Source organism: Alicyclobacillus tolerans (assembly GCF_048984885.1).
In the GTDB taxonomy this organism is placed as follows: domain Bacteria; phylum Bacillota; class Bacilli; order Alicyclobacillales; family Alicyclobacillaceae; genus Alicyclobacillus_I; species Alicyclobacillus_I tolerans.
Genome location: NZ_JBMGNK010000002.1, coordinates 1922615 through 1947231, shown reverse-complemented (window position 1 = coordinate 1947231; position 24617 = coordinate 1922615). Strand labels below are relative to the sequence as shown.

The following is a 24617-nucleotide window of genomic DNA, read 5'->3' as shown; positions in this document are numbered from 1 at the left end:
GTCCGCGAAAGCGAGGGGATTGTGTTTGCTAGAATTTGTCTCCGTCTATAGCCGTTATCAGTCTCAACTAAACAAGGTAGAAAAACGTTTGCAGTTTGAAGTTGCCTCAGTTCAGCAAGATATTCACTCAGCAGCTTCTACATTATTAACGGCAGGCGGCAAACGAATTCGTCCCCTATTTACCTTGATTTGTAGCCAACTGGGTAAGCCTCATCAATACTGGGATGAAATTGAGCGTGTGGCTTGTGCATTAGAACTTATTCATATGGCAACTCTCGTTCATGATGATGTAATTGACCATGCGGATCTGCGTAGAGGTAGTCCTACTGTGCGATCACGTTATGGTAATCTAGCAGCTATGTATGTGGGAGATTACCTGTTTGCTAAAGCTATTTCGCTTCTTAGTGGGATCCAGAACGCTCGAGTACACTTTGAATTGTCGAATGCCATTGTTAAATTATGCAAGGGTGAAATTGAACAGATTCGGGATTTGTTCAATTGGGATCAAACACTTCATAACTATCTGCGAAGGATCGAAAGAAAAACAGCTTTGCTGATATCGGTCAGTTGCTCACTTGGTGCCATCGTATCAGATGCACCAGAAAGAGATATTTATTTGTTACGCAAATTTGGTTACTGGACAGGAATGGCGTTTCAAGTCATTGATGATGTTCTGGATTTTTCTGGAGAACAAAGTACTGTAGGAAAACCAGTTGCTGGAGACTTGCGTCAAGGTAATTTAACACTCCCAACTTTGCTCGCCAGAAGAAAATCAGATGGCAAACGTTTAATGAAGTTGGTTCGTCCTGAAATGACAGCTACAGATGCAGACGAGGCCATCGATATCGTACGTCAGTCTGGTTGTATTGAGGAAGCTAGAAACTTTGCAAAACTTTGTATGGAAAAAGCGATTGTATATTTAGATCAAATTACGGACTTGGATAGTCGAAATGAATTACAGATCGTCGCTCAATTTGTAAATGAAAGGTTATTCTAATCTATAACACTATCAATCAGTACCCATATTTCATGTGTACCATCTTAAATCTTCCGTAAAACTTGCAGTTATTACGCTACTGACTTACAATACGGAGCGGTATATCACCCAGCTAAGGAGCTGATAAAGGTTGGCCATTGAAAAAACGTTTGTCATGATTAAACCAGATGGAGTCCAACGTGGTTTAATTGGAGAAATTGTCGGACGCTTTGAGAAAAAAGGGCTAAAATTGGTAGCTGCTAAATTGCTTGCTGTGGACAGCAAAACCGCAGAAGCTCATTATGCAGAGCACAAAGAACGTCCATTCTTTGGAGAACTCGTTTCTTTTATTACTTCATCGCCAGTTTTTGCTATGGTTTGGGAAGGAGAAAATGCCGTATCGGTTGTACGCTCCATGATGGGCAAAACGAATCCGGTAGATTCTGCTCCTGGAACTATTCGCGGTGATTTTGGATTGTCTATTGGAATGAATATCATCCACGGATCGGACAGCGTGGAAAATGCCAATCGAGAAATAGGGTTATGGTTTGCGGAGAATACGTTAACCTACAGTAAATCGGGAGACGTTTGGATTCAGTAAATTTCTGCTATGTACCTTTGCGATTGTCTCATGTTTTGGCATCATATTATTTGGCCATTTTATGAGGCAATCGCGGATTGATTTTTAAAAATTGCTCAATCTGTAATTGTTGTTTTACCACAGCTTGAACGCCAACCCGAACTGATTGGATCATCTCTGTAAACTTCCACGTTTTAATTTTTGCAAAATCAGGTTCAATAACCAATACATCTCCAGAATTAACCACATCATTATCGATAGATTCTCTAAGGAGAATTTCAAATGATCTCGCCAAAACATCCACAAAAGTTGTTAAGTACTCTCGATATTGTAATTTATATAAATTTATAGCGAGAATATGAGTACACCCGCTTTCCCGTAAAGCCTGTACAGGAATATAGTGGCGCATAGCGCCATCTGCTAAAAGATACTCGCGAAAGGGTACTGGGCTAAAAATAGCTGGTAATGCACAGGAACCTAGTAGACATGCTGGCAGTTCCTCCTGATGAATGGGTAAAGCACGTGGGAGTTGGGGAATACTGACGTTCGAAGGTTCTATTCTCATGATTACCGGATCGCCCGAAAGTAAGTCTGTGGCAACAAATAGAACTGGAATTCGGCATTCTCTTCCAATAAGCAATTTATGAAAATATTTTTTGAGTTTGTTGCCGTGGATGAGACCGCGTGGGTATACTTGAATTAATCTGTTCCGATGAGGAATAGCGTGAAAAAATGTTGACATCACTGCCGACGTAAGAGGGAAACCGTAGTCTAAAAGCTTATAGCCAGGAAATTGTTGGATAAGATGCTTCAATTCCTGATCACGATAACCATACGCATAGAGAGTTGCCACAATGGAACCAGCGCTTGTTCCAGCGAGGTGATGGGGGCGTATTCCCATTTCTTCTAGTGCAGAAAGAACGCCAATATGAGCTGCAGCTTTTAAAGTGCCTCCACTTAGTGCAATGCCAATGACTGGATTGGACATGTTTGGAACACCTCTGTGTCATTAAGATAGCGACAATCTCTCGATGCTAGGCAGCGAGTGTATATAGGAGAGTTGGTTTTAATTTGGAAGATGATTTCGAGCAATTTATTCGTGAATTTTATCATTTGACGGGCCTTGATTTAGCCATGTATAAAAGACAACAAATGCAAAGAAGACTTGCCGCCTGGGGAGAACGATTAGGATACTCCACATTTCAGGAATTATCCCATGCAATACATGAAAATCCTAGCCTGATTCACACACTGCTCGATAAAATGACAATTAATGTATCAGAGTTTTTTCGCAATCGTGATCGATGGAATTCACTGGCCAGTCATTTGAGTACGTTAAGTTCTGGATCCAGACTCCAAATATGGAGTGCAGCGTGTTCTACTGGTGAAGAACCATATACCATTAACATCCTTTGTAAGGAACATTTAAAAATTGATACCCGTATTTTAGCGACAGATATCGACGAAGATGTATTACAAAAAGCGAACGAAGCAAAATATCAAGCTTATCAAGTCCGGGAATTTAACCAACAAGAATTAAATCGATATTTTGACTATGGTGAAAATGTATTCACTTTAAAAAAAGAATATAAGGAAGGTATCGTTTTTAAAAAACACAATCTTTTATCGGACACATATCCTTCAAACATCGACTTGATTGTATGCCGAAATGTTTTGATTTATTTCACTGAGGAAGCGAAAGATCTTATTTTGCATCGTTTTTCTCAATCCCTTAAGAGTGGTGGCCTGCTGTTTTTAGGAAGCACTGAACAATTGATGCAACCATTTACCTATCAATTGAAGTCCATCGCACCCTTTTTATATCAAAAAATGTAAATTCGCAATCTGTAAAATATTTCTTTTTGTATAAGCATCGTTCTCCTGTATCATCATAACCTTGTTCAGTTTTACAGAGGAAAGGGGGGCGATTTCGTGACCAAAGAGCAGAACTTCTCTGCTTCTCCAAATTCTGCTTTACCTGAAAACGAAACATATCAGGATTCTGTCCTCGATGCCATTGATCGGCTTCAAGAAGATGGTGGAGTGTCTCCTGAAATTTCGCACAGACCTCCTCAACACAAAGTCAGAATTCCGAAAGAAAAGTAAATTTTACTGGGCAGGCGTCTTATAGACGCCATTTTTTTGTTCTTTTGACTAACTTCGGACACGCTAGAGATGATGGCAATGAATTCATTCTGTATAATAGATAGGTCTTAAATGCTCTGTTTGCCTCATTCGAGAAAAGGAGTCGATTGTCTGATATGACTGAATGGATGAACCGTCCAGTGAACGATCCGTCCTTTTCAAAATTGATCATTCCGGCGCAGAATGTTGCTTGTGTCGAAGATGCTAATTCGGCTGAGCACGCTCTGCTCGTTCTCATTAAATCCAGATATTCATCGATACCTGTATTGTCTCGAAAAAATCAAGTCGTGGGTACAATTAGCAAAACCATCATTCTTGATCATGTTCTCGGTCTGGAAAGAATTGAAGTAGAACGTCTTTCCACGATTCAAGTGGGACAAATTATGTCGAAAGAGATTCACGAGATTCGCTTGGAAGACAGTTTACGCAAAGCTATCCAATTAGCTATTCAAACGCCATATTTATGTATAGTTCAAAACGGTCTCTTTCACGGGTTAGTGACACGTAGAGCTTTGTTAGCTTACATAATTGAACAAACCAAAATACCTGCTCCAACAAGATCGGCTGAAAAGGTGTGACGTTCTATGACACGCCGTGCGCAATTGGGTTACAGTCTAGTGAGTCTAGTATGTTTGCTTGCCCTGTCGCTCGGAGCCATGGACTTCTATTATCACAAAATATTTCCGATTGCTCGTGCTGTCCAATTAGCCGCTGAGAGAAAAATGATTCGTTACCATGTGCATCCTTTAACTTACAGTGAAATTCCGAGTTTTTATCGAGATGCGGTCATTGCAACAGAGGATAGGAGATTCGCTTGGGATCCTGGCATCGATCCTGTTGGCATATTACGGTCGTTTATTGTTGATGTAGAGAAAGATGGTTATGTAGAAGGAGGATCAACAATTACTCAACAGCTGATTGACAATACCATCTTGCATCATCGAAAAACGATACCTTATAAAATTCATCAAGCCTTAGATGCCATTGGTCTCTATGATACGATGTCTAAAAAAGAGGTTTTCCAATTATATGCAAACGTTATTTATTTTGGTCACGGTGCTTACGGGTTATATAATGCGTCAGAAGTGTATTTTCATTTACCCCCGAATCGTTGTAATTTAGGTGAATTGGCCATGCTGGCTGGTTTACCCAATGCACCTAGCGTATATGACCCTTTTAAATCCATGCGTTTAGCTCGTTTACGAGAAAGTATAGTTCTCGAGAATATGGTCGATGATGGTCTGTTGAGCGTAAAGCAAAGCCAGACAGTCTATGCACAACCCATTCGATTAGCCACTCTACAATAGATATAAGCAACTTTAGGTTGGTTTTGGCCAATCCCTATGATACACTTTCTCATTGAAGTAAGTCCTTTTATATTAAATATCGATTTGTCGATCATTTCTTTGAGAAATGTGACATGATATTGAAGGGGAGAATACACATGGACGTAAAACTTCCTCAATTAGGTGATACTGTACAAGAATGTTTGGTCACCTCATGGCTGAAGCAAATTGGCGACTCTGTAACAGAAGGAGACGGTTTGCTAGAGGTTACTACTGACAAAGTGACGATTGAAGTACCTGCTGAGCATTCTGGGATTCTAAAAGAACAGTTTGTCAAAGTGGGCGATCGCGTTCTTACTGATCAATTGATTGCCCGAATTGAGTCTTTAATATGAATTTAACAAACCATGTTCTCAAATAAATTTATCCATCAAATGAAAAATATATTGAAACAAAAAACCTCCATTCACTGACAAGCGAATAAGGAGGTTTTTTGTTTTATTGCTTCTTCGTTTTTCTTCCTTCTCTAATCTACAGAACCATCTACCTTTCTGTTTAATCTTCCAATCTCCCAATTAAAAAATTTGCAAATATGGACTAGTTTTAGCTTGTCCAGCGTATGCATGAAAATAATCCAACAAACAGGAAAGGAAGATGAGTTTGCGAACCCGCACAACTTCTCTGGTGCTATGGTGCGCCATGTTTCTCTGCCTCCTGTGGCTGTTTTTTCCCCAGACTCAACGCCCAACAAATAACGGATCAGTTCGAGAAGAAAAAACATCGAGCATTTTGATTCCAGAATTACATATAGCAAATCTTGAATGGCCATTTCAGGCTCATTTAACAATAAAGGAAAAGGGAAATATTTCTATACCTCATTCTTCGATTTATAGTGAGAACAGTGTATTCTTTGAGCCTAAAAATTTAGTTTTGAAGAGAAAAGTGATGCAAAATGCAAAGCAAATTTTTAATCATCCTGCTTTGATAAGATATAAGGTAGAGTCTGGCGACACGCTCTGGTCTATCTCAACCATTTATCATGTTCCCATTCAAACTATCGAGATGGATAACGGTCTCGATTCAACCACCATTTATCCTGGACAAGTTTTGCTCTTGAATCACCCGCGGTTGGTTCCATTAGAAATTCCTTCCACACTAAAAAATGTACCACGTAATTTGTTGCCAATTTATATGCAAGCTGCGGCAAAGTACCATATCCCTTGGACCATACTAGCAGCGATTCATAAAACCGAAACTGATTTCTCCACTGCTGGATTTATTGAGTCTTACGCTGGTGCGATCGGTCCAATGCAATTTATGCCAGCCACTTTCGCTGAATTTGGTGTCACTGCCCCGGGTCAAACGGGAGCACCTAATATCCACAATGTAGAAGATGCAATTTATTCTACTGCCCATATGCTTTCCGTATGTGGATTTGATCATAATCCATGGCAAGCAATTTGGGACTATAACCACTCTACCTATTACGTCGATCATGTATTGACGCTAGCTAACTTCTAATTGCGAATTCTTTCTTACATCAAGATCATTTGGCTCAAAAAAACATAACCAGAGATTGAATGAACTTATCGAGATCGGCAAAACTGGGAGGGATGGAATTATGGAGTAAGGAGGCCTGAAACTTGAATTTGTTTCAGACGCAGTCAGATGATGATTTATCTGCAGAGTGGTTGAATCATTCGCCATCTTTAAGAAAACTTATGAAAAGCATTGAATACTGGGATACTCGTGAGCGTTTTATGGCTGAGAATGCACTTGCAAGCCTTTGGGCAGCTAAACATGTCAGTCCTATTCAGACAGATTTGGTGATTTTAAAAAATGGGCAATTATTCGGGCTCATGACAGGTCACCTTTGGCCCAGTCAAAAACTTTACTTTATAGAGTACATTGCGGTAGCAGGGAAATCGACATCTGAACAACATTTCTATCGAATGCGGCTAGTTCGCGAAGCTATTGATTGCAGTCAGGAGCATGGTTTTCACGGCTGGGTAGGTTGTTCACCAGATCGTTCAGATATACGAATATGGAAAGATTTAGGATTTTTCGATCACGGTGACTTGATTTATCGTCGCATGGGTTATTTTTTGCAGTAACCCGCATACTCTTCAATAACAACATGAGCGGTACAAGTGCTTGCTTCCTAATGATCATGTGGGATATACTATAGATTGATTGAATTGAAGATGCGGATGTAGTTCAATTGGCAGAGCGTCAGCTTCCCAAGCTGAATGTTGCGGGTTCGAGTCCCGTCATCCGCTCCAGAAAAGACAAGGCTTCCGAGATGTTTATCGGAAGCCTTTTTTCGTGTAGAATCTACAAATTCACTACAAACTTAATTTTCGGATTCCAGCAATTGAGAGAATTTATCAACCGCTGAAGAAAATCAAGAATGAATATTTTCAAACTTGCGTTTATGCTCTTCAATTTGTTGAAATGCCTGTTCTGGCAATGATTTTTCTCCTCCAATAAGACGAGCTTTTAATATCAATTCTGCTCCTTCGTCAAGTGTGGCGAGCAACTGTGCCGTTTCTACAGGAGATTTTCCAAACGCTAAAACTCCGTGATTAGCTAGAAGGACAGCAGAAATGCCTGGTTTTAGTTTTACCGCTTCAACTATTCCATTCACGGACGCATTAGAACCTCGAGGTGCCCATTTAATAACAGGTGCTGGTTCAGTCATTCCAAACCGCATAAGTGGTTCGTACACTACCGGAATAGGTTCGTGTGCAATGGCAAAAGCTGTTGCATTTGGGGCATGCGTATGAATAATGCCACCTACCGATTCTCTCGCTCTATATACAGCAGCATGCATTTGTATAATTTCAGCTTGAGCTGGCATAACTTCGCTTTCCAGAACTGTTCCATCTGTACGAATGACCGCAAAACTATCTTCATCTAAATTTGCAACATTCCCACCGCGTGTCATGAGCATAGTGTCTGAGGATAGCCTAGCAGACAAATTCGCATGAAAACCCCGGAACATAAGACCTGCATCACGAAGTAAATTTGCGGCATTGATGATGTTTTGTTTACTTTCTTGAATATCCACCATGTATAACCCTCCCTTGTGTTAATGATATCATACTGTATATTACAGTATATTATTTTGATGTCAATAGATAATTCATTTATAAGTAAAAATTTAGATAAAATTAACTGTTGAGTATATATGCAACTTCAATTATACTGTTTAACACAGTATGATTTCTTTTCAAATTGTATAGAGAGGGATTTTAATGGCAAAAGATACTAGTTTACCAGGGAAACAAAATCGTCATTTACCAGCTTTTATTTTGTTGTTTTTATCAAAAGAAGATACACATGGTGGTGCTCTTTGGAACAGAATGAACGAAATGATGCCGGCTAACTGGGGAATTGATAGTGGAGCGGTGTATCGTGTTTTACGTGATTTAGAAGAACGTCAATGTGTTACATCTTATTGGAATACAGAAGATACTGGACCAGCTAAACGTATTTATCATATAACTCCTATAGGATTAGATGAATTAAAAATGTGGTACGAGGACATATGTTTACGAAAAAAAAATCTGGATTTTTTTATACATGAGTATGAATCCTTGAATAGAATCCACGAGTTCAATGGAGAGAAAAAAGAGTGAAACAAGTATCCGAACAGACATATCAATCTTGGTATAGATGGATTATATTTACTGTTGTTGTGTCGGGTACATTTATGGTGAATGTAGACAGCAGTATTATGAATGTTGCCCTGCCGGTTCTTGAAAAAGATTTTCATACAACGCCACAAGTTTTACAATGGGTGATTTCTGCATACTTACTTATGATTACAGGAATTTTACCGATTATAGGAACTCTATCAGATAGATTAGATAGAAAAACTGTTTTTTTAACAGGTATTGGTATATTCACTTTCGGTTCTTTACTTTGCGCTTTCTCTGAAAGTATTTTACAATTGATAGTTTTTCGAATTTTCCAGTCTATTGGCGGCGCTATTATTATGGGAAATGTTATGTCCATTGTTTCGTATATATTTCCGTCAGGTGAACGAGGTCGGCCATTGGGTTTGGTTGGAAGCGTTGTAGCAGCTGGAACCATTGTCGGACCTTCCTTAGGTGGTTTTTTAATTTCTTCGTTTGGATGGCGATCTGTATTTTTAGTGAACTTGCCAATAGGTGCAATTTCGTTTATTGCAATAATTTTTGTATTAATGTCCATTCGTAGCAACCAAGCGAAAAATTCATTTGACGTGATAGGAGCTAGTTTATATTTTTTGGCCATTATTTGCTTACTACTGTTTATGTCGGAAGGTTCGACATGGGGGTGGGATAGCCTGGTCAGTTTTGTGACGATAACCATCTCCATTATCTCGTTTCTATTTTTGATTAGGCGAGAAATATCGATAGAACATCCTATAATTCAAATTTCATTATTTCGTTCAAGCGCATTTTCAATTGGTAATTTTACTGGATATATATCCTATATCATGATGATGTTTCCGGGAATTTTACTGCCTTTGTATATGCATCAAGTATTACATATCTCTGAATCTCATATTGGATTTCTTCTTACACCACAGGCTGTTTGCATGATTCTCTTTTCTCCAATCGGGGGATGGTTAGCTGATAAATATGGAACACATGGTCCAGCGATGATAGGATTATTATTCGCAACACTAGGACTCGGATTTATGTCAATGTTTCATATCCATACATCCTATTTAAATATTGTGATCGCGCTATCCTTATTTGGCATTGGAATTGGTTTATTTACATCCCCTAATAATGTTGCTGTACTTGAAAGTGCACCACTCGAAAAATCGGGAATTACAGGTAGTTTAATGGCTACCGTACGGAATTTTGGAAGAGTTTCAGGCGTAGCTTTATCTGTATTATTCTTACAACTATCGGGAAATCATTTGTATACGACTCAAGGATTTATTCACGCCACATCCTTTTCATTTACCATGGGGTTCTTTATAGGAATACTAGGGATACTACTTACTTTAATTCGGTTGATCATTCAACGTAAATTACGTGCGTTATGATAATGTCAAATCATTTTTTGTCTAGTAAGATTATTAAAGTAAAACATCCATCCAAATTTTCAAACTTGTAGCTAATATAAGTGCAGCAAGTATGAATCGAAGCCATCGGGTATTCATGTGTTTACTGATTCGAGCTCCTAGGGGAGCACCGAGTATACTTGCCCAAATCATAATAAGGGCTGGACCTAGTAAAACATCACCAGTAGAAAGTTTTCCTATGGTTGTACCAATAGAAGAAATGAGCGTTATAGCTAAAGAAGATGCTATGGTGACTCGCGTTGGAATTCGTAGAACGACAAGCATAATAGGTACTAAAATAAATGCGCCTGCCGCACCTACAATTCCACACAATATGCCTACTATAAATGAAGCTATGACAGCAATGGAACGCTGAAAGGTAATTTCTGTTACAGGAATTTCTTCTAATTCTTTGTTCGAGAAAAACATCATTATGGCAGCTACAGTGGCTAAGGAAGCATAGATAATATTGATCGTCGATTCAGGTAAAAATTTAGCTCCGAATGCCCCAATAAAACTTCCAATAAGGATGGCGCTACCCATGTATGAAATAAGCTTCCAATGGAGGAAATTCCCTTTTCGATAAGCCCATACTCCGGATCCTGCTGCAAATAATACCTGAACTGCACTGATGCCAGATACCTGGTGAGCTGTAAATGCTGCAACTCCCAGTAAAGGTGGTATATAGAGCAATAGTGGGTACTTGACAATTGAACCACCAATACCAAGCATTCCTGAAATAAACGAGCCTACCAATCCAATCGTTAAAATGGTAACAAAAGTAGCTAAACTCATAAACACATCCCCTAACAACATGAATAAAGTAGATATTTGTTTATATGCTCAGCTGGACAAGATTATACGTGTAGGGGTATATAGGATGGGCGACCATCGGTATATGGATATGGATTGATGCCATTTTGCACTTGGCTTATCATTGAGTTATTCAGAGATTGGGGAAAGTAGTCAGGTTTAAACCATTTTGCCTGGATCACTCAGATAAGGGGGAATGGAGAGCATTGCTGAAAGGCTCAGAGGACTTGGAGTTACAGTGACATTGAACACATACACTTCATCTTTTCTTCAAATAAAAATAACAACTACGATAAGCAGAATCGTCGACGGAACAAATCTCATGAGTACACCGATATGAAATCCAGTTACTTCCTTAGTAAAAATGTCTGAAATGAACGACAAATTTGTTTTGATTTTTTTACATAAGCAGACATTGCATCAACACTACATTTGGATAAATCAAAGAATACGGTTGATTGAAAAGTTTATTGTATTTGAAAATGACATGCTTTGCTGAGTTACCCTTACAACTTGTTATATTCTTGGCACGAGAATTGCTGATACATTGGTATGTAAGTCAATTATGGAAAGGATTGACGATCATGAGTTCAGCACAAGTGAGTTCAATTGGGGAGTTTCGTGTCCCAAGCGTGGTCTATTCAGGAATCGGATCGCTGGAGAAACTGGGAAGTGTAGTATCGAATCTTGGATCACGGGTGTTGGTTGTAACGGACAAGATTATGATGGATTTAGGACATGTTGAACGAGTTTCAACCCTCTTGAAACAATCCGGTCTGGAATACACGGTGTATGCAGGTGTGAACGCAGAGCCGACAGACATACATGTCGAAGAAGCACTAAGTGAATTTATCCAGCATCATTGCGATTTGGTCGTTAGTATTGGTGGTGGCAGTTGCATAGACGCAGCCAAGGCAGTCGCCGTTATGGCTGTTCACGAAGGTTACATTGGACAGTACATGGGGAGTAACAAGTTGTTCGATAAAACGCCAATACCTTTGATTGCAATTCCGACCACAGCGGGAACCGGATCGGAAGTAACAAGCGTTACGGTTATCACTCATACAAAAGCTGATATTAAGATGATGATTCGCCAACCGGAACTGATTCCATACGCGGCTATTGTCGATCCGTTGCTCACCATTTCGTCTCCACCTCAGGTGACAGCTGCTACGGGAATTGATGCGCTTTGCCATGCGATAGAGGCGTATATTTCAAAGCGGAGACATCCTCTCACTGATACGTTAGCTATGTCGGCAATTCAAAAAATTGTTAACCACATCGAAAGAGCCTATGTCAATGGTGAAGACCTCGTGGCTCGTGAAGCCATGTCCATTGCAGCGATGGAGGCGGGTATGGCATTTACCAATGCTTCAGTTTGCCTCGTGCACGGTATGTCTCGTCCCATCGGAGCAGTTTTTCACGTTCCGCACGGTGTATCGAACGCAATGCTGCTGCCAACGGTTTTGGAGTATTCGAAAGATGCTTGTACAGATCGACTTGCAAATATTGGCCGAGCGCTGAATCTCGGAGATGAGAGCAGTTCTGACGAAGATGTAGCCAACAGTACCGTTCAACACGTGTCGCAGCTTTGTGCAAAGTTGGATATTCCCAACATGAAACAATGGGGCATTGATGAAAACGAGTTCATAAAGACTCTAGACAAAATGGCTACGGATGCAATTGCAAGTGGAAGTCCGGCAAACAATCCGAAGGTACCTTCTCATGAAGAGATTGTACAACTCTACAAATCGGCTTATGCAATGGACTTTTCTTTTCAATGAAGAAAACTCGCGCGTAAGTTTGCAGGAGTTGTTTGAAGATACATTATATAAGATACCCATTTGGGAGGTAGTGGACATATGACAAAATCGTCAACAGAAATTAAGACCCTCAAGAACTATATAGGCGGTCAGTGGATAGAGGCACAGACTGAGAAATATGAGGACGTACCGAATCCCGCAACAGATCAAACAATAGCCCGCGTTCCACTTTCGACCCCAAACGACATTGATATGGCTGTCAAAGAGGCGACTAAAGCTTTTGCGGTTTGGAGTAAAACACCTGTTCCCAAACGAGCTCGAATCCTCTTTCGGTATCAACAACTGCTGGTTGAGCACTGGGACGAACTCGCTCGCCTCATCACCGTTGAAAACGGCAAAAGCTATAAAGAAGCCTATGGAGAGGTGCAACGCGGTATTGAGAATGTAGAGTTTGCTGCTGGTGCTCCAACACTGATGATGGGGGAACAGTTGACGGAAATTGCATCTGGGCTCGATTCTGCCATGTATCGTTATCCGGTTGGTGTTGTCGCAGGGATTACGCCGTTTAACTTTCCAATGATGGTTCCATGCTGGATGTTTCCGCTTGCCATTGCTTGCGGCAATACCTTCATTCTCAAACCGTCCGAACGGACACCAATGATGGCGCAGCGTCTTGTGGAACTGTTCAACGAAGCAGGACTTCCGCAAGGCGTCCTCAATATTGTTCACGGTGCTCATGACGCCGTAAATGGTTTGCTGGAACACAAAGGTATCAAGGCAATTTCCTTTGTCGGATCGCAACCTGTTGCAGATTATGTCTATAGAACGGCTGCACAAAACGGAAAGCGGGTGCAAGCTTTAGCGGGTGCAAAGAATCATACGATTGTTCTTCCGGATGCCGATCTCGATTTGGCTGTAGAGCAAATCATTGGTGCAGCCTTTGGTTCTGCTGGGGAGCGATGCATGGCTTGTTCCGTAGTTGTTGCAGTAGGAGATATTGCAGATGAGCTTGTTTTTAGACTCAAGGAAGCATCGGATCAGATCCGGATAGGAAATGGATTGAATGAAGAAGTATTCTTGGGTCCGTTAATTCGTGAGAGTCATCGTCAAAAAACTCTCGGCTACATTGAATCTGGCGTGAAACAAGGGGCTCAGTTGGTGCGCGATGGTCGTTTAGACAGTGTCGAAGAAAATGGATATTTTGTAGGTCCTACCATCTTCGATCAAGTCAGTACGGAGATGACGATTTGGAAAGATGAGATTTTTGCACCGGTACTTTCCGTTGTGCGCGTCAACACGCTCACCGAGGCGATTGAATTGACGAATCAATCCCGGTTTGCCAATGGTGCCTGCATTTTTACTGATAGTGCAAGTGCGATTCGGCAATTTCGAGAAGAAATCGATGCTGGTATGCTTGGAGTCAACATCGGGGTACCTGCACCGATGGCATTTTTCCCGTTTTCTGGTTGGAAAGATTCGTTCTATGGTGACCTTCACGCAAATGGCAAGGACGGCGTCAATTTCTACACCAGGAGAAAAATGGTGACTGGGCGAATGTAATCCTTTGGGACATTAACACACTATTCGAATTCAATTTAAAGTTTTTATAGGATTGGGTAGCAGGAAATTAGCTGACTTATAATGATGGAAGATTACACAATCCTTTGATGCTAATCTTCATAAAACGACTCCGACCAGTTGATAACAAACGGCCGGAGTCATTCTGCAATTTAACAATTTAAGCCCCTTCAGTCGCTTGTGGAGTCCGGAGCCACACACCCTGCAGCCAGAACAGTGCAATGGCAGCAAGAACAACACCGCCAATCATGAATAGAAAGCCGTCATTGTACGAATGTGTCGCAGATACAATGCCGTCGATGATAAGCGGTGCAATAAAACCCCCAATCTGACCTCCGAAGTTCACAAAACCGGTAAATGTACCGCGCAAACTGTCGGGCAAAAGATCAAGTGCAACACCCCAAATTGGACCAAAACCACCATAAAGGAAGAAAGCAGCGGCACAGAGTCCGACCACACTTCCATCAACAGTACCTGTAGTATACGCAATGTATAGTGATACGCCCGCTATCAAGTAGCTAATCGCAATCATGGTGGCACGGAAGCGGTACAACAGTTTGTTGCCAAGGAAGCCAAGAATGACAAGTCCTAAAAATCCAAACCAGTAGGGTAAAGAGGCATCTACACCGAGTGCTGAAAGCGTTATATGGCGTGCCTGACTTAGGTAGGATGGCATCCATCCCAGGAATCCCCAGAATGCGATATTAAAAAATAAATAGGCAAAGAACGCAAGCCAAATCATCGGATATGCCAAGACATCAGACCATGTTGCATGCAGTCCTTTACGATTTATGATTTCGGTATGCACGATACCTTCTGAAGGTTTGTGTGGAATCAGGAAGGAAATCAAAATGGCCATGAACACGCCCGGAATTATAAACCAATAGAACATGCCATGCCAACCGGCTACTTTAAGTAGCCAGACGGCTAACGGAGCCACAATAGCCGGACCTAGGGCAATAGATGTCAAAAAAAGCCCGTTTGCAGCTGACCGCTGTTTCGATGGAAAAAAGTCTCCAATTAATTTGAATTGAGCGCCATTTTCGAGACCTTCCCCAACGCCAAACAGAACTCGGACAACAATCAGAAATCCAACGGACATGGCCATACCTGTCATGCCTGTGAAGATGGACCACCAAATGAGTGCAATCACAAGTAATTTCTTAGCACCAATTTTATCAGCGAGAATACCGCCCGGAATTTGTAAAATGGCATAACCAAATGTAAATGCGGATAAGACTGCTCCGAAGGCCACTGGACTAATGTGCAATGCCTTTTGAATGGTAGGACCTGCAATTGAAATGTTGATTCGGTCCAAATAAGCCACAAACATCATACTCTCATGAGCTAATGAGAATGTAAGATGATGTAACATTCACAGGTTGTATGGCGTCTATATAGAGAGGTGATTGAAATGTCCAAATTATTGTTTATTTTCAGTTTGATGCTGTCGTTGTTACTGACTGGTTATGGTCAGCTTCCACATGTTGTTGCAAAAAAAGGGGCACAATGGGTGCCATTTACTAGAACAAAAGATATTCAACATGTTTACGTAGTTTATGGATTGGCAGCAAGGTCATATAGTCCTAAAAAACAATCAAAGACAATAGCCCAGATAGAAAACTGGTTAACTAAGACTCAACCTGTATCCATACAACTTCCGCCACCTCCCAATCCGCCCATCATAACAAACGCAAATACAAATCCTGCAAAACTAGTATTGCAGTTATCCTCTAAACAGCAAATTTTGATTAGTCCTGCATACTATATGTCGGGACATTCACAAGAACCGAAAGCGTTGTATCACTTTGTGAGTGGCGTGATTTCGTACCAGATTAAAAATAAAACTCTCTATTTTAAGGACAAAGATTTGTATAACTGGCTAAAAAACAACCAATGGAAAAATGAATTTAGCACCAATTAAATCAATGAGTTTTGTGAATTTTCTGTTACTCTCGGTTGCTGATCACGAAACAGGTATAGTAACGGATATAGGTTGTGAATTGCATTTGGGTTACAAGGTGTTCTGCTTGAACCAGTTGTAGGAAACGTAGTTGAACGTGTTCCATACCAATATATTGATCGCTACGGATGTGTTGTTTGGTATCGTGTTTATGGAAAATTCCACTGCTTTACGCAGTACACGCATTACTCATGCTGGTGTTTTTTTAACTTGTTCTTGTCGCAGGGTGTTTAACTCCATGGACCAATGTTAGTTGGATAGTTGTTATTCCACTCCTTGTTACAGAAGATGAGTTGGTTCTTGCCAACTCGATTATTGAAACGATTTGGAAAGGCGCTTCATTGCGGAATCCTCTTTCTGAAAGACTTTTGATTGCGTGAATTGTGGCAACTGTTGCAGTTTTCGTTGATGGAGTATTGTTTTGGGTAACCACAGGCTACCTTGTTGTACAAAAAATCCTGAATATGAATAAGCAGATGAAGACCATGGATTCAAAACTGTAACTAGCGGATTGCTGCTCAAGACAACATTTCACAAACGGCTAAACGGACTCTTCAGCATGCCTTTTGGCAAATTGACAAATTGTCTTAGCGGTGGTTTTGCTTTATTTTGATGGTGCTATCCATATAACAAAGGTTTAGATTAGAAAGAGGAGTGTGTATGGGAATAACTTTTACCACACTCCTCAAGCAGTCGAAAAGGGTTATAGAAACATTTTTCTATTAAAATAAATTTTTAATACTCATGTTCAACTTTACAGATGCGAGTTCGGAATTTTTGATACCATATAGATTTTCCTTTTGATTTTGCAAACTGATGAAAAGCGTTTCGACTCCAGGCTTCGATGGAAGCAAGAGAATCCCAGTAGGAAACAATAATTCCAAGTTCATCTTCAGCGCTCTCTATTCCAAGAAATCCTTCTTGTTCAGATGCAGCTTGAATAATCTCTTCTGTCATTTCATGGTATCCACTTAAATCCTCACCGGGAACAACCGTTAGGATGACGGAATAGTAGGGGGGCCTAGGTGTATTTGAAACAATGGTTTTTGACTTTGTCATCATACTGTCTCCTTTCCTCATCTCAATAAGTTTAATGTCGTTCTTTCATGTGCGTGGCCACATATTCAGCATCGACGATAAATAATCGTCTAAACCAAAGCAATAAAGGACTCAACACGACTAAACCTAACAATAATACGAGGAGTGTCGAGCGAAACATTAAAGAATTTGAAGACGATGATTGAAAGGTTAAATATGGGTATAACAGATACGGAGCATGAGCAATAGCATAACCAAGTTGAGATAAAACAACTTGTGCCAAGGCCAATCCAAGTTGCCATAAAGCTCTCATATTTGATATTTTTCGATCGCGTCGAGTAGAAAGAATCAAACTGTAACTGAGTAAAAAGGCGAGGAGAGATCCTACCATTAAAAATATAAAAGTTGGGTGGCGTAATCCATTTTCCATCAGATGCATGCCGTGTGGAGTAGGATAAAATAGAGCACTGGCTCCTAAAAACAGACTAACAGATCCTATCCATCGAGCGCCGGAAACAAAGCGATAATAAGCGCTCCATTGTTCTGCCTGCTGAGCATAGCGTGCAAGAAAAAGTGCAGAAAGGTAAAGGGATAGAGCTACACCAAAGGCCATATATAGGTATACAGAAATACTTGTAAAAAACATTTTGACATGAAATATCAGATGACCGTCAATAAGGCTTATATACCCTCCTTGTGAAAGAGGAAGTAACGCAATAAACATGCCAGGCAGCAAAAGGCCTGTCAAACCAGAAACAAATAGGGTATGCGTTTGAAACCGTTGAGAAGCATATCCAAACTGTAAGTAAGCTCCACGTAAGGATAGTAAAATTAATAACAGGGTAGCAGGAAGGGCAAGTATTGTGCCGTAAGTAAATGCAGCTTTAGGAAATAATCCTACTAAGGCAACCGGAATGACAATCAGAAAGGCATTAATTAATTCCCAAGTTGGTGATAGGTATGTCGATGCTACTGATTCCGCATATGCAAATCCTCTCATATGAAAAAACCATCGCCAAAAACTTGAACCAAAATCTATAGCCCCTAGAATAGAGTAAACAAAGACCAGCAGCCAAAAAAACCATGCTCCCATAATCAGAATGGTCATGCTTTCACGCCCTTTGTAGCAGACGTATGGATGAATGATTCAGATGGCTCGGACTCACAAACAGTGTGTTTCTTAAAATAGACGCGCAGTGACCAAACGGTTGCTATGAGAAGCACTGTAAAAAGAGCCATAAACCCACCAAACATCCAGCCGATTCCAGGGGCAGTAGTAACTGCTTCTCTGACAGTCATCAGATTGTAGATAATCCAAGGTTGTCGTGCCTCTTCTGCAAAAATCCAGCCGTCTTCAATGCCAGCCATAGCTAAAAATCCAGAAAAAACGATAAGTTTTAGAAACCAGCGTGCAGAAAGTAAGTTGATCTTCTTCCATTTAAAATAGAAATAAATCATAGAAAGAAGAATACAAAAGGTTCCTATACCAACCATAGCATCAAACATGAGGTGAACAGGGATGAGATCTGGCCAGGTCCATCTTGCAAAAGCATCCAATCCTATTACAGGTCTATTAAAGTGCATGGTTGCAAGCCAGCTCAAGAAGCCAGGGATAGGAATTCCACCTATAATTTTTTGCTGATGCACGTTGACTATACCGCCGATGACCAAAGGCGCGTAACGGGTTGTATGAAACAACCCTTCTGCTGCAGCTAATTTCTCAGGTTGATAAGTGGCCATCATTTTCCCGGATGCATCTCCAAAAAAAGCCGTTAAAATTCCTGCTATCCCACCAACCAACATAGTGAGAGTTAAATTCTGCCGGTGATAACGTTGTTCAAACTCACTCAATCCCTTTTTCAGTAGAGATACAGCGGCAACTGCAGCAAAGACAAAAGCTACGGCCATATAAGCCGATGTTAATACGTGACCTAGTTCTTCTGGCATGGATGGGTTAATCATAGCTTTCCAGGGATTAGCGTATAATATTTTTCCGTTATCCCATTTTATACCTGTCGGTGTATTCATAAAGGCATTGACATCCGTAACTAAAAGTGCAGATAGCGCCGCACCAATAGAAACTCCAAGACTAGCAAAAATCCGTGTACGTTGACTAATTTTATCAGCGCCATAAACATAAATAGCAAGGAATAGTGATTCCATAATAAAAGCGAAAATTTCCAATTCAAAAGGGATGTTAATGATTTGTCCGACAACAGCCATAAACTTGGGCCATAGAACGGAGAGCATAACTGCTACTGTTGTACCCGTTACAATACCAACACCTACCAGCAAAACAGCCACACGAGTAAGTCGTTTGGCAAATAGTTGATAACTTGTGTCCTTTTTTTTGGCAGCCATTATTTCAGCCAAAAAAATTAAAAATGGAATTCCCACACCAAGCGTAGCGTAAGTAATATGATAGCCTAATGTTACACCGAATAAAGTTCGTGCAAGGGTTAAATCAGACATACTCGTCACACTCCTCTTTGCTTATCCAGCATATTCATTGTAGCTCTGAGGAGAAGTTTCAGGATATCAGGGAAGTTCCTGATATACGTACAGAGTTTAAATTACATGAGTAATGTGGAGTCGGAATGGAGAATCGGATCAATCGATGGACACTATACATTAGGTTTGAGGATGTGAAGAAGGATCATCCAGGAAGAGAAGAGATTCAATATATCCATTTTTTAAGGCATAATTGACAAGTTCAGCACGTGATTCTAGATTTAGTCTTTTCATAATATTAGAACGATGTGTTTCTACTGTTTTGACGCTAATATGAAGTCGTTTAGAAATTTCCTTATTAGTAAATCCATTGGCTAATAAAATCAAAACTTCTGTCTCTCGAGGAGAAAGTTCATGGAAAAAATTTTCTGCCTTGGATTTGTGCAAAATTCGATTGATTGTCTCTTGAGATAGACGTTTGGGTAAATAAGGATTCCTAACCGTACCCTTACGCACAGCTTCTAAAATTTCAGTACTATCATCGTGTTTAAACAATATCCCATCTACTCCAGCAGCTAGCATACGTTCAACGTGTATATCATCATCAAACATCGTTAACATGATAATGCGAATTTGAGGAGACATTTCACGAATGTGTCTTGCAGCCGTAATCCCATCTAGACCGAGTGGCATATGAACATCCATTAAAATCACGTCAGGAGATAATCGCTCAGCTAATATAAGAGCTTCATCGCCAGAAGTTCCTTCTCCAACTACAGTAATATCAGATACTCCTTCAAAAATAAGACGCAGTCCTTGTCGAACCAGTGTATGATCGTCCACTATAACCACTTTTATAGTTCCCATTCAGTGTCATCCCTTTTTTATGTTTATTTTTATTTTGAAAAAGTTGAAATTAAGAAAGTATCATTGGATTCGGAAATTGGACTTCTATCTTTGTACCCTTTCCAGGTAACGAATCTATGTTCCATTCCCCCTGTAATGCGGACACGCGTTCTTTGATGTTCTTTAAACCGTATCCTGTACTATTTTTGATTTTGTCCATATGAAATCCCATACCATTGTCGAAAATAGTCACTTTACACATATGATTGCAAGAGAGAGAAATAGAAATTTGAGTCGCTTTTCCATGTAAAATAGCGTTATGCAAAGCTTCTTGTACAATGCGATATACGTGTACGGCACTTCGATTTAAATCATCGTGAATCCAGTTGTTATCAATCACAACTTTTATTTCGCGTCGATGGGACGACATTTGTTCAGCTAGCATGCGAATGGCTGCTGTAAGTCCAAGGTCGTAAAGAACAGCAGGATATAAATCTCGAGACATAGCTCGTACTTCGTCTGAGCATAACTTCACTTGTTTTCTAATTTCCTCAATTCTCTTCTGAAGATGGATTGGAGCATTTCGTTTGAGATGGTCCAGACTTAAATCAATGCCATATAAAGTTTGTGAAATACTGTCATGTAATTCTTGAGAAATTCTTTTTCTCTCTTCTTCTTGTACTTCCAAGGTTCTTTGATTTAATTGAGCTCGTGTTTCCAATTCCTTTGCTTGACGCTCAATAGTAACATCCCGAATGGTAATCACCATATCACGTGAAGAAGTATTATTAGGAGTGGACAAAAAAGTTCTACTCATTCCAACAGGTACAAAAGTACCCATTTTAGTTGGTAGATCGGATTCAAAATAACTTTGCCTAGGTTGACTGGCTAAAAAACATCTTTCTTCTCCTGGTTCCACTTTTCTCTGCTGGCAATATAAGCAATATGGAATGATATCTCCAACTTCCCAGCCTGTCATACGTGTGGCCGAAGGATTAATAAATACAATAATTCTTTTCTTATCCATGACTATAATTCCATCGTTCAATAAATTAAATAGTTCTCGAAGTCTAGAATTCTCGTCTTCGATGCTAGATTTCATAGGACACACTCCAATATGATAAATTCCAATATCTATGAATTAGATTAAATTCTATCCTATTTTTCATAAGAACATAATCAGAGTTTTCTCTGATGTTTTATAACTTGCTTTCATCATACACTCTGCTCATGAGAGGAGAGTGTTTTTTTGACGGCCATTCAAATTTTTCTTGCTGTGTTGTCTGGAGGAATTGTTGGATTTGCTTTAGGATTGCTCGGTGGTGGGGGATCCATCTTAGCTGTTCCACTATTGCTTTACGTAGTAGGAATTGGCGATCCACATGTGGTCATTGGTAGTACAGCATTTGCAGTTGCTGTAAATGCATTTTTAAATTTGATACCTCACGCTAGACACCAACATGTAAAATGGAAAATTGCAGTACAATTTGCTATTCCAGGTGCAATTGGAGCCTATGCTGGTTCAGCCGTAGGCAAATGGGTACCTGATAAACAAATTTTATTTTTGTTTGCGATTCTAATGATTATCATGGCTATTCGAATGATTGTGCCCAAAAAACATCAGGCGGAAGATACTTTACATGTTCAAGATCAAGCGAATGTTTTCAAAATCATCATGATTGGGATGGCCGTAGGTTTTACATCAGGATTTTTTGGTATCGGTGGTGGTTTTCTCATTGTTCCTGGTCTAATGTTTTCGGCAGGTTTACCAATGATTGATGCTATTGGCTCTTCACTCTTCTCAGTTGGAACTTTTGGACTAACTACCGCTATAAATTATAGTATTTCAGGCCTTGTCAACTGGTGGGTTGTCATAGAATACATCGCAGGCGGAATGGTGGGAGGAATTGTTGGAACCGTTTTAGCTTCTCGACTCAGTTCAAAACGTCGAACTTTAAATTATATCTTTTCTGGTGTGGTTTTTGTGGTCGCCATCTATATGTTGGTATTAAATGCACAAGCCCTGCACCTTTGAACATTGTATTCTATGGTTTAGAAAAGAGCACCTCATTATTTATGAAAATAATCTGATTAAACTAAACATTTGAAACTCACGAACAATCAGGGATTTCCCTGATACAGAATTGGCATGATGAGGTGTACGTTATTCAGTAAAGACATCTTGCCATACTTTAACGCTATTCGTAATACCCTATCCTGTATTTAATCTGAAAAAAATCATTAGAATGGAGTGAAAGCGTATGCATTACAAAATTGCCATTGTAGGCGGCGGCACTGGAGGAATTAGTGTAGCAGCAAGATTATTGCGAGAAAACAAGGGGATTTCTGGGCAGGTTGCTATTATTGATCCCGCTACAAAACATTATTATCAACCTCTATGGACGCTGGTTGGAGGTGGTGCTGCTCAGCGTGAAGTAACGGAACGCGAAGAAGCTTCGGTCATTCCTGAAGGAGCTGTTTGGATTCAAGAGGCAGTTAAAGAATTCCTTCCTGAAAATAATCAAGTCATCTTAGATTCTGGAAAATCTCTTTCATACGACTATCTGGTGGTCGCTGCTGGTATTCAAATTGATTGGCATAAAATTAAAGGTCTCAAAGAATCGATAGGCAAAAATGGAGTATGTAGTAACTATTCGTATGACTATGTCAACAGCACTTGGGAAAGTTTGCGTAATTTTAAAGGTGGAAACGCAATATTTACAGCCCCCAATACACCAATTAAGTGTGGTGGAGCTCCACAAAAAATCATGTATTTAGCTGACGATTATTTTCGGAAGAACAAGGTACGCAGTAAGTCGAAAGTTATGTTTGTGTCTGGCGGAGGAACTATTTTTGGCGTTAAAAAATATGCTGATTCGTTAAATCAAGTGATAGCGCGCAAAGAGATTGAAACACATTTTAAACACAATTTAATAGAGATTCGTAGTCAAGAAAAGATAGCCGTATTTGAAAACTTAGATACCAAGCAGCATGTTGAAATGTCTTATGAAATGATTCATGTAGTTCCGCCCATGAGCGCTCCTGATTTTATCAAATCCAGTCCTCTGGCAAATGCAGATGGTTGGGTAGATGTAGATAAATTTACCTTACAGCACAATCGATTTAAAAATATATTTGGTATCGGAGATTGTACGAGTTTACCCACTTCGAAAACAGGGGCAGCGATACGCAAACAAGCTCCCGTTCTTGTAGCTAATCTTCTTAGCCTTATGCAGAAACAACCCGTGGTGAAGGAGTATAACGGTTATACTTCTTGCCCTTTAGTTACAGGCTATGGAAGCCTCATTCTTGCTGAATTTGACTACAATAATGAACCCTATGAAACTTTTCCGTTTGATCAAGGTAAAGAAAGATGGAGTATGTATTTACTCAAAAAGGAATTACTTCCCGTCATCTACTGGGATGGCATGCTTAAGGGATTGATGTAAAAGAAAGTCATGGAGAAAGGAGGGGACTTCATGTCAGTTGAACAAGAGGTTACACGTAGAACTCAAGATTCATTGACAGACATTCTGTCTAATCCAGAAATTCAATCAAGCCTTGTCAAGGCTTTGGAAAAGCTACCAAACATAATGGAGAAATATGATGCTCTTGACCGCATGCTATCTTTTGCAAATGAAGTTTTTAAAGACGGAGATTCCATGGATTATCTTTTGAGTGGAATAAAAACAGACTTACCACCAATTCACCTCAATCGAGATACGCTTGAATCTGCGTTCATTTTGCTAGACAAACTGCCAAAACTAGCAAAATATGTCCAACAGATGGAACTGGCAATAGATATTGTAGAATCTTTTGTCACAGATAAACAGTCGATAGAGTATTTAACAAATGGAATCAATGACATCGTAGAACCGTGGCGTTCTAAAATTCAGGATGGTGTCTCTATTGTAAAGGAAGCCCAACAAAGAGCAGCTAAAGATCAATCAACGCTGTCTGTATTCTCGCTGATGAAATTAGTAAAAGATCCTACTATGCAAAAAGGGTTGCATATCATAAAGGAAATTTTGACTGTCATAGGGGAGCGCAATGTATCGTCTCAAAATAAGTAGTTCTTGCACTTTATGATTTCACATTTTCAAGAGAATCGGA

Annotated in this window: 28 protein-coding genes and 1 tRNA gene; 18 read left to right on the top strand and 11 right to left on the bottom strand. The window is 40.0% G+C overall.

Annotated features, from left to right (window positions below):
* Positions 1-25 precede the first annotated feature (25 nt).
* Positions 26-997: a polyprenyl synthetase family protein gene (locus ACOJUR_RS09755; RefSeq protein ID WP_238413696.1), complete on the top strand. Its 972-nt coding sequence runs from the start codon at positions 26-28 to the stop codon at positions 995-997.
* Positions 998-1133: 136 nt separating this feature from the next.
* Positions 1134-1577, top strand: coding sequence for a nucleoside-diphosphate kinase (gene ndk / locus ACOJUR_RS09750; RefSeq protein ID WP_072875250.1), 444 nt, complete (start codon positions 1134-1136; stop codon positions 1575-1577).
* Between the two features lie 46 nt (positions 1578-1623).
* Here ndk and ACOJUR_RS09745 read toward each other — a convergent pair whose 3' ends face one another.
* On the bottom strand, positions 1624-2544 hold the full coding sequence (locus ACOJUR_RS09745) for a patatin-like phospholipase family protein (RefSeq protein WP_072875233.1): 921 nt from the start codon (positions 2542-2544) through the stop codon (positions 1624-1626).
* Positions 2545-2627: 83 nt separating this feature from the next.
* On the opposite strand from ACOJUR_RS09745, the gene ACOJUR_RS09740 reads away from it, so the two are divergent.
* The 5 genes from ACOJUR_RS09740 to ACOJUR_RS09720 all read left to right on the top strand — a co-directional run bounded on the left by ACOJUR_RS09740 (position 2628) and on the right by ACOJUR_RS09720 (position 5382).
* Positions 2628-3392, top strand: a complete 765-nt coding sequence (locus ACOJUR_RS09740; RefSeq protein ID WP_306955676.1) for a CheR family methyltransferase — start codon at positions 2628-2630, stop codon at positions 3390-3392.
* Positions 3393-3488: 96 nt separating this feature from the next.
* Entirely contained in the window at positions 3489-3662 is a 174-nt protein-coding gene (locus tag ACOJUR_RS09735) for a hypothetical protein (protein ID WP_165612039.1), read from the top strand.
* A 155-nt stretch (positions 3663-3817) separates the two neighbouring features.
* Positions 3818-4279 (top strand): cyclic-di-AMP-binding protein CbpB, encoded by a 462-nt coding sequence (cbpB, locus tag ACOJUR_RS09730; protein WP_420949897.1) that lies wholly within the window; start codon positions 3818-3820, stop codon positions 4277-4279.
* A gap of 6 nt (positions 4280-4285) precedes the next feature.
* On the top strand, positions 4286-5008 hold the full coding sequence (locus ACOJUR_RS09725) for a transglycosylase domain-containing protein (RefSeq protein WP_420949896.1): 723 nt from the start codon (positions 4286-4288) through the stop codon (positions 5006-5008).
* 137 nt (positions 5009-5145) lie between these two features.
* Positions 5146-5382 carry a biotin/lipoyl-containing protein gene (locus ACOJUR_RS09720; protein ID WP_072875229.1) on the top strand — a complete coding sequence of 79 codons (237 nt, stop codon included), beginning with the start codon at positions 5146-5148 and terminating at the stop codon, positions 5380-5382.
* A gap of 180 nt (positions 5383-5562) precedes the next feature.
* Here the strand turns inward: ACOJUR_RS09720 and ACOJUR_RS09715 are convergent, their stop codons facing one another.
* Positions 5563-5688, bottom strand: coding sequence for a hypothetical protein (locus ACOJUR_RS09715; protein WP_255567418.1), 126 nt, complete (start codon positions 5686-5688; stop codon positions 5563-5565).
* Between the two features lie 229 nt (positions 5689-5917).
* Between ACOJUR_RS09715 and ACOJUR_RS09710 the strand changes: the two genes are divergently transcribed.
* The 3 genes from ACOJUR_RS09710 (at position 5918) to ACOJUR_RS09700 (ending at position 7269) form a co-directional block, all read left to right on the top strand.
* Complete coding sequence (locus tag ACOJUR_RS09710; protein WP_420949895.1) at positions 5918-6508, top strand: lytic murein transglycosylase; 591 nt, start codon at positions 5918-5920, stop codon at positions 6506-6508.
* Between the two features lie 122 nt (positions 6509-6630).
* Entirely contained in the window at positions 6631-7101 is a 471-nt protein-coding gene (locus ACOJUR_RS09705; RefSeq protein WP_306953711.1) for a hypothetical protein, read from the top strand.
* A gap of 92 nt (positions 7102-7193) precedes the next feature.
* Positions 7194-7269, top strand: a tRNA-Gly gene (locus ACOJUR_RS09700).
* 122 nt (positions 7270-7391) lie between these two features.
* On the opposite strand, the gene ACOJUR_RS09695 is transcribed toward ACOJUR_RS09700, so the two are convergent.
* Positions 7392-8060 (bottom strand): class II aldolase/adducin family protein, encoded by a 669-nt coding sequence (locus tag ACOJUR_RS09695; RefSeq protein WP_420949894.1) that lies wholly within the window; start codon positions 8058-8060, stop codon positions 7392-7394.
* Between the two features lie 184 nt (positions 8061-8244).
* On the opposite strand from ACOJUR_RS09695, the gene ACOJUR_RS09690 reads away from it, so the two are divergent.
* The gene (locus tag ACOJUR_RS09690; RefSeq protein ID WP_420949893.1) at positions 8245-8628 is read left to right on the top strand and encodes a PadR family transcriptional regulator; all 384 of its coding nucleotides are present in this window, start codon (positions 8245-8247) and stop codon (positions 8626-8628) included.
* A complete protein-coding gene (locus tag ACOJUR_RS09685; RefSeq protein ID WP_072873238.1) occupies positions 8625-10034 on the top strand; it encodes an MFS transporter in 1410 nt (469 codons plus the stop codon). Before ACOJUR_RS09690 ends, ACOJUR_RS09685 begins: the two co-directional genes overlap by 4 nt.
* Before the next feature lie 33 nt (positions 10035-10067).
* On the opposite strand, the gene ACOJUR_RS09680 is transcribed toward ACOJUR_RS09685, so the two are convergent.
* Positions 10068-10847 (bottom strand): sulfite exporter TauE/SafE family protein, encoded by a 780-nt coding sequence (locus ACOJUR_RS09680; RefSeq protein WP_072873237.1) that lies wholly within the window; start codon positions 10845-10847, stop codon positions 10068-10070.
* Between the two features lie 602 nt (positions 10848-11449).
* Here ACOJUR_RS09680 and ACOJUR_RS09675 point away from each other — a divergent pair.
* Together ACOJUR_RS09675 and ACOJUR_RS09670 are read left to right on the top strand one after the other, a co-directional pair.
* Positions 11450-12649 carry an iron-containing alcohol dehydrogenase gene (locus ACOJUR_RS09675; protein ID WP_420950534.1) on the top strand — a complete coding sequence of 400 codons (1200 nt, stop codon included), beginning with the start codon at positions 11450-11452 and terminating at the stop codon, positions 12647-12649.
* A 78-nt stretch (positions 12650-12727) separates the two neighbouring features.
* Positions 12728-14188, top strand: coding sequence for a CoA-acylating methylmalonate-semialdehyde dehydrogenase (locus tag ACOJUR_RS09670; RefSeq protein WP_420949892.1), 1461 nt, complete (start codon positions 12728-12730; stop codon positions 14186-14188).
* A 178-nt stretch (positions 14189-14366) separates the two neighbouring features.
* On the opposite strand, the gene ACOJUR_RS09665 is transcribed toward ACOJUR_RS09670, so the two are convergent.
* Positions 14367-15581, bottom strand: a complete 1215-nt coding sequence (locus tag ACOJUR_RS09665; protein WP_420949891.1) for an MFS transporter — start codon at positions 15579-15581, stop codon at positions 14367-14369.
* A 69-nt stretch (positions 15582-15650) separates the two neighbouring features.
* On the opposite strand from ACOJUR_RS09665, the gene ACOJUR_RS09660 reads away from it, so the two are divergent.
* Positions 15651-16130 (top strand): hypothetical protein, encoded by a 480-nt coding sequence (locus ACOJUR_RS09660; protein WP_420949890.1) that lies wholly within the window; start codon positions 15651-15653, stop codon positions 16128-16130.
* 351 nt (positions 16131-16481) lie between these two features.
* On the opposite strand, the gene ACOJUR_RS09655 is transcribed toward ACOJUR_RS09660, so the two are convergent.
* From ACOJUR_RS09655 to ACOJUR_RS09630, 6 genes are all read right to left on the bottom strand, one after another.
* Positions 16482-16691 carry a hypothetical protein gene (locus ACOJUR_RS09655; RefSeq protein WP_420949889.1) on the bottom strand — a complete coding sequence of 70 codons (210 nt, stop codon included), beginning with the start codon at positions 16689-16691 and terminating at the stop codon, positions 16482-16484.
* Between the two features lie 213 nt (positions 16692-16904).
* The gene (locus tag ACOJUR_RS09650; protein WP_203115464.1) at positions 16905-17228 is read right to left on the bottom strand and encodes an antibiotic biosynthesis monooxygenase family protein; all 324 of its coding nucleotides are present in this window, start codon (positions 17226-17228) and stop codon (positions 16905-16907) included.
* Positions 17229-17259: 31 nt separating this feature from the next.
* Positions 17260-18315, bottom strand: coding sequence for a cytochrome d ubiquinol oxidase subunit II (locus ACOJUR_RS09645; RefSeq protein ID WP_203115465.1), 1056 nt, complete (start codon positions 18313-18315; stop codon positions 17260-17262).
* Complete coding sequence (locus tag ACOJUR_RS09640; protein ID WP_072873230.1) at positions 18312-19679, bottom strand: cytochrome ubiquinol oxidase subunit I; 1368 nt, start codon at positions 19677-19679, stop codon at positions 18312-18314. Before ACOJUR_RS09640 ends, ACOJUR_RS09645 begins: the two co-directional genes overlap by 4 nt.
* Before the next feature lie 159 nt (positions 19680-19838).
* A complete protein-coding gene (locus ACOJUR_RS09635; RefSeq protein ID WP_203115466.1) occupies positions 19839-20525 on the bottom strand; it encodes a response regulator transcription factor in 687 nt (228 codons plus the stop codon).
* A gap of 49 nt (positions 20526-20574) precedes the next feature.
* Positions 20575-21606, bottom strand: a complete 1032-nt coding sequence (locus ACOJUR_RS09630) for a sensor histidine kinase (RefSeq protein WP_072873228.1) — start codon at positions 21604-21606, stop codon at positions 20575-20577.
* A 147-nt stretch (positions 21607-21753) separates the two neighbouring features.
* Between ACOJUR_RS09630 and ACOJUR_RS09625 the strand changes: the two genes are divergently transcribed.
* The 3 genes from ACOJUR_RS09625 (at position 21754) to ACOJUR_RS09615 (ending at position 24577) form a co-directional block, all read left to right on the top strand.
* Entirely contained in the window at positions 21754-22539 is a 786-nt protein-coding gene (locus tag ACOJUR_RS09625; protein ID WP_420949888.1) for a sulfite exporter TauE/SafE family protein, read from the top strand.
* 226 nt (positions 22540-22765) lie between these two features.
* Positions 22766-23953 carry an FAD/NAD(P)-binding oxidoreductase gene (locus ACOJUR_RS09620; protein WP_420949887.1) on the top strand — a complete coding sequence of 396 codons (1188 nt, stop codon included), beginning with the start codon at positions 22766-22768 and terminating at the stop codon, positions 23951-23953.
* Between the two features lie 30 nt (positions 23954-23983).
* On the top strand, positions 23984-24577 hold the full coding sequence (locus tag ACOJUR_RS09615) for a helical membrane plugin domain-containing protein (RefSeq protein WP_072873226.1): 594 nt from the start codon (positions 23984-23986) through the stop codon (positions 24575-24577).
* Positions 24578-24617: the final 40 nt, after the last annotated feature.

Bases quoted from the DNA above. Each gene is read 5' to 3' on its own strand.
- ACOJUR_RS09615 (WP_072873226.1), top strand. From the start codon at position 23,984: ATGTCAGTTGAACAAGAGGTTACACGTAGAACTCAAGATTCATTGACA.
- ACOJUR_RS09645 (WP_203115465.1), bottom strand. From the start codon at position 18,315: ATGACCATTCTGATTATGGGAGCATGGTTTTTTTGGCTGCTGGTCTTT.
- ACOJUR_RS09650 (WP_203115464.1), bottom strand. From the start codon at position 17,228: ATGACAAAGTCAAAAACCATTGTTTCAAATACACCTAGGCCCCCCTAC.
- ACOJUR_RS09675 (WP_420950534.1), top strand. From the start codon at position 11,450: ATGAGTTCAGCACAAGTGAGTTCAATTGGGGAGTTTCGTGTCCCAAGC.
- ACOJUR_RS09670 (WP_420949892.1), top strand. From the start codon at position 12,728: ATGACAAAATCGTCAACAGAAATTAAGACCCTCAAGAACTATATAGGC.
- ACOJUR_RS09640 (WP_072873230.1), bottom strand. From the start codon at position 19,679: ATGTCTGATTTAACCCTTGCACGAACTTTATTCGGTGTAACATTAGGC.
- ACOJUR_RS09635 (WP_203115466.1), bottom strand. From the start codon at position 20,525: ATGGGAACTATAAAAGTGGTTATAGTGGACGATCATACACTGGTTCGA.
- ACOJUR_RS09690 (WP_420949893.1), top strand. From the start codon at position 8,245: ATGGCAAAAGATACTAGTTTACCAGGGAAACAAAATCGTCATTTACCA.
- ACOJUR_RS09745 (WP_072875233.1), bottom strand. From the start codon at position 2,544: ATGTCCAATCCAGTCATTGGCATTGCACTAAGTGGAGGCACTTTAAAA.
- ACOJUR_RS09725 (WP_420949896.1), top strand. From the start codon at position 4,286: ATGACACGCCGTGCGCAATTGGGTTACAGTCTAGTGAGTCTAGTATGT.
- ACOJUR_RS09630 (WP_072873228.1), bottom strand. From the start codon at position 21,606: ATGAAATCTAGCATCGAAGACGAGAATTCTAGACTTCGAGAACTATTT.
- ACOJUR_RS09660 (WP_420949890.1), top strand. From the start codon at position 15,651: ATGCTGTCGTTGTTACTGACTGGTTATGGTCAGCTTCCACATGTTGTT.
- cbpB (WP_420949897.1), top strand. From the start codon at position 3,818: ATGACTGAATGGATGAACCGTCCAGTGAACGATCCGTCCTTTTCAAAA.
- ACOJUR_RS09680 (WP_072873237.1), bottom strand. From the start codon at position 10,847: ATGAGTTTAGCTACTTTTGTTACCATTTTAACGATTGGATTGGTAGGC.
- ACOJUR_RS09620 (WP_420949887.1), top strand. From the start codon at position 22,766: ATGCATTACAAAATTGCCATTGTAGGCGGCGGCACTGGAGGAATTAGT.
- ACOJUR_RS09695 (WP_420949894.1), bottom strand. From the start codon at position 8,060: ATGGTGGATATTCAAGAAAGTAAACAAAACATCATCAATGCCGCAAAT.
- ACOJUR_RS09715 (WP_255567418.1), bottom strand. From the start codon at position 5,688: ATGGCGCACCATAGCACCAGAGAAGTTGTGCGGGTTCGCAAACTCATC.
- ACOJUR_RS09720 (WP_072875229.1), top strand. From the start codon at position 5,146: ATGGACGTAAAACTTCCTCAATTAGGTGATACTGTACAAGAATGTTTG.
- ACOJUR_RS09665 (WP_420949891.1), bottom strand. From the start codon at position 15,581: ATGTTACATCATCTTACATTCTCATTAGCTCATGAGAGTATGATGTTT.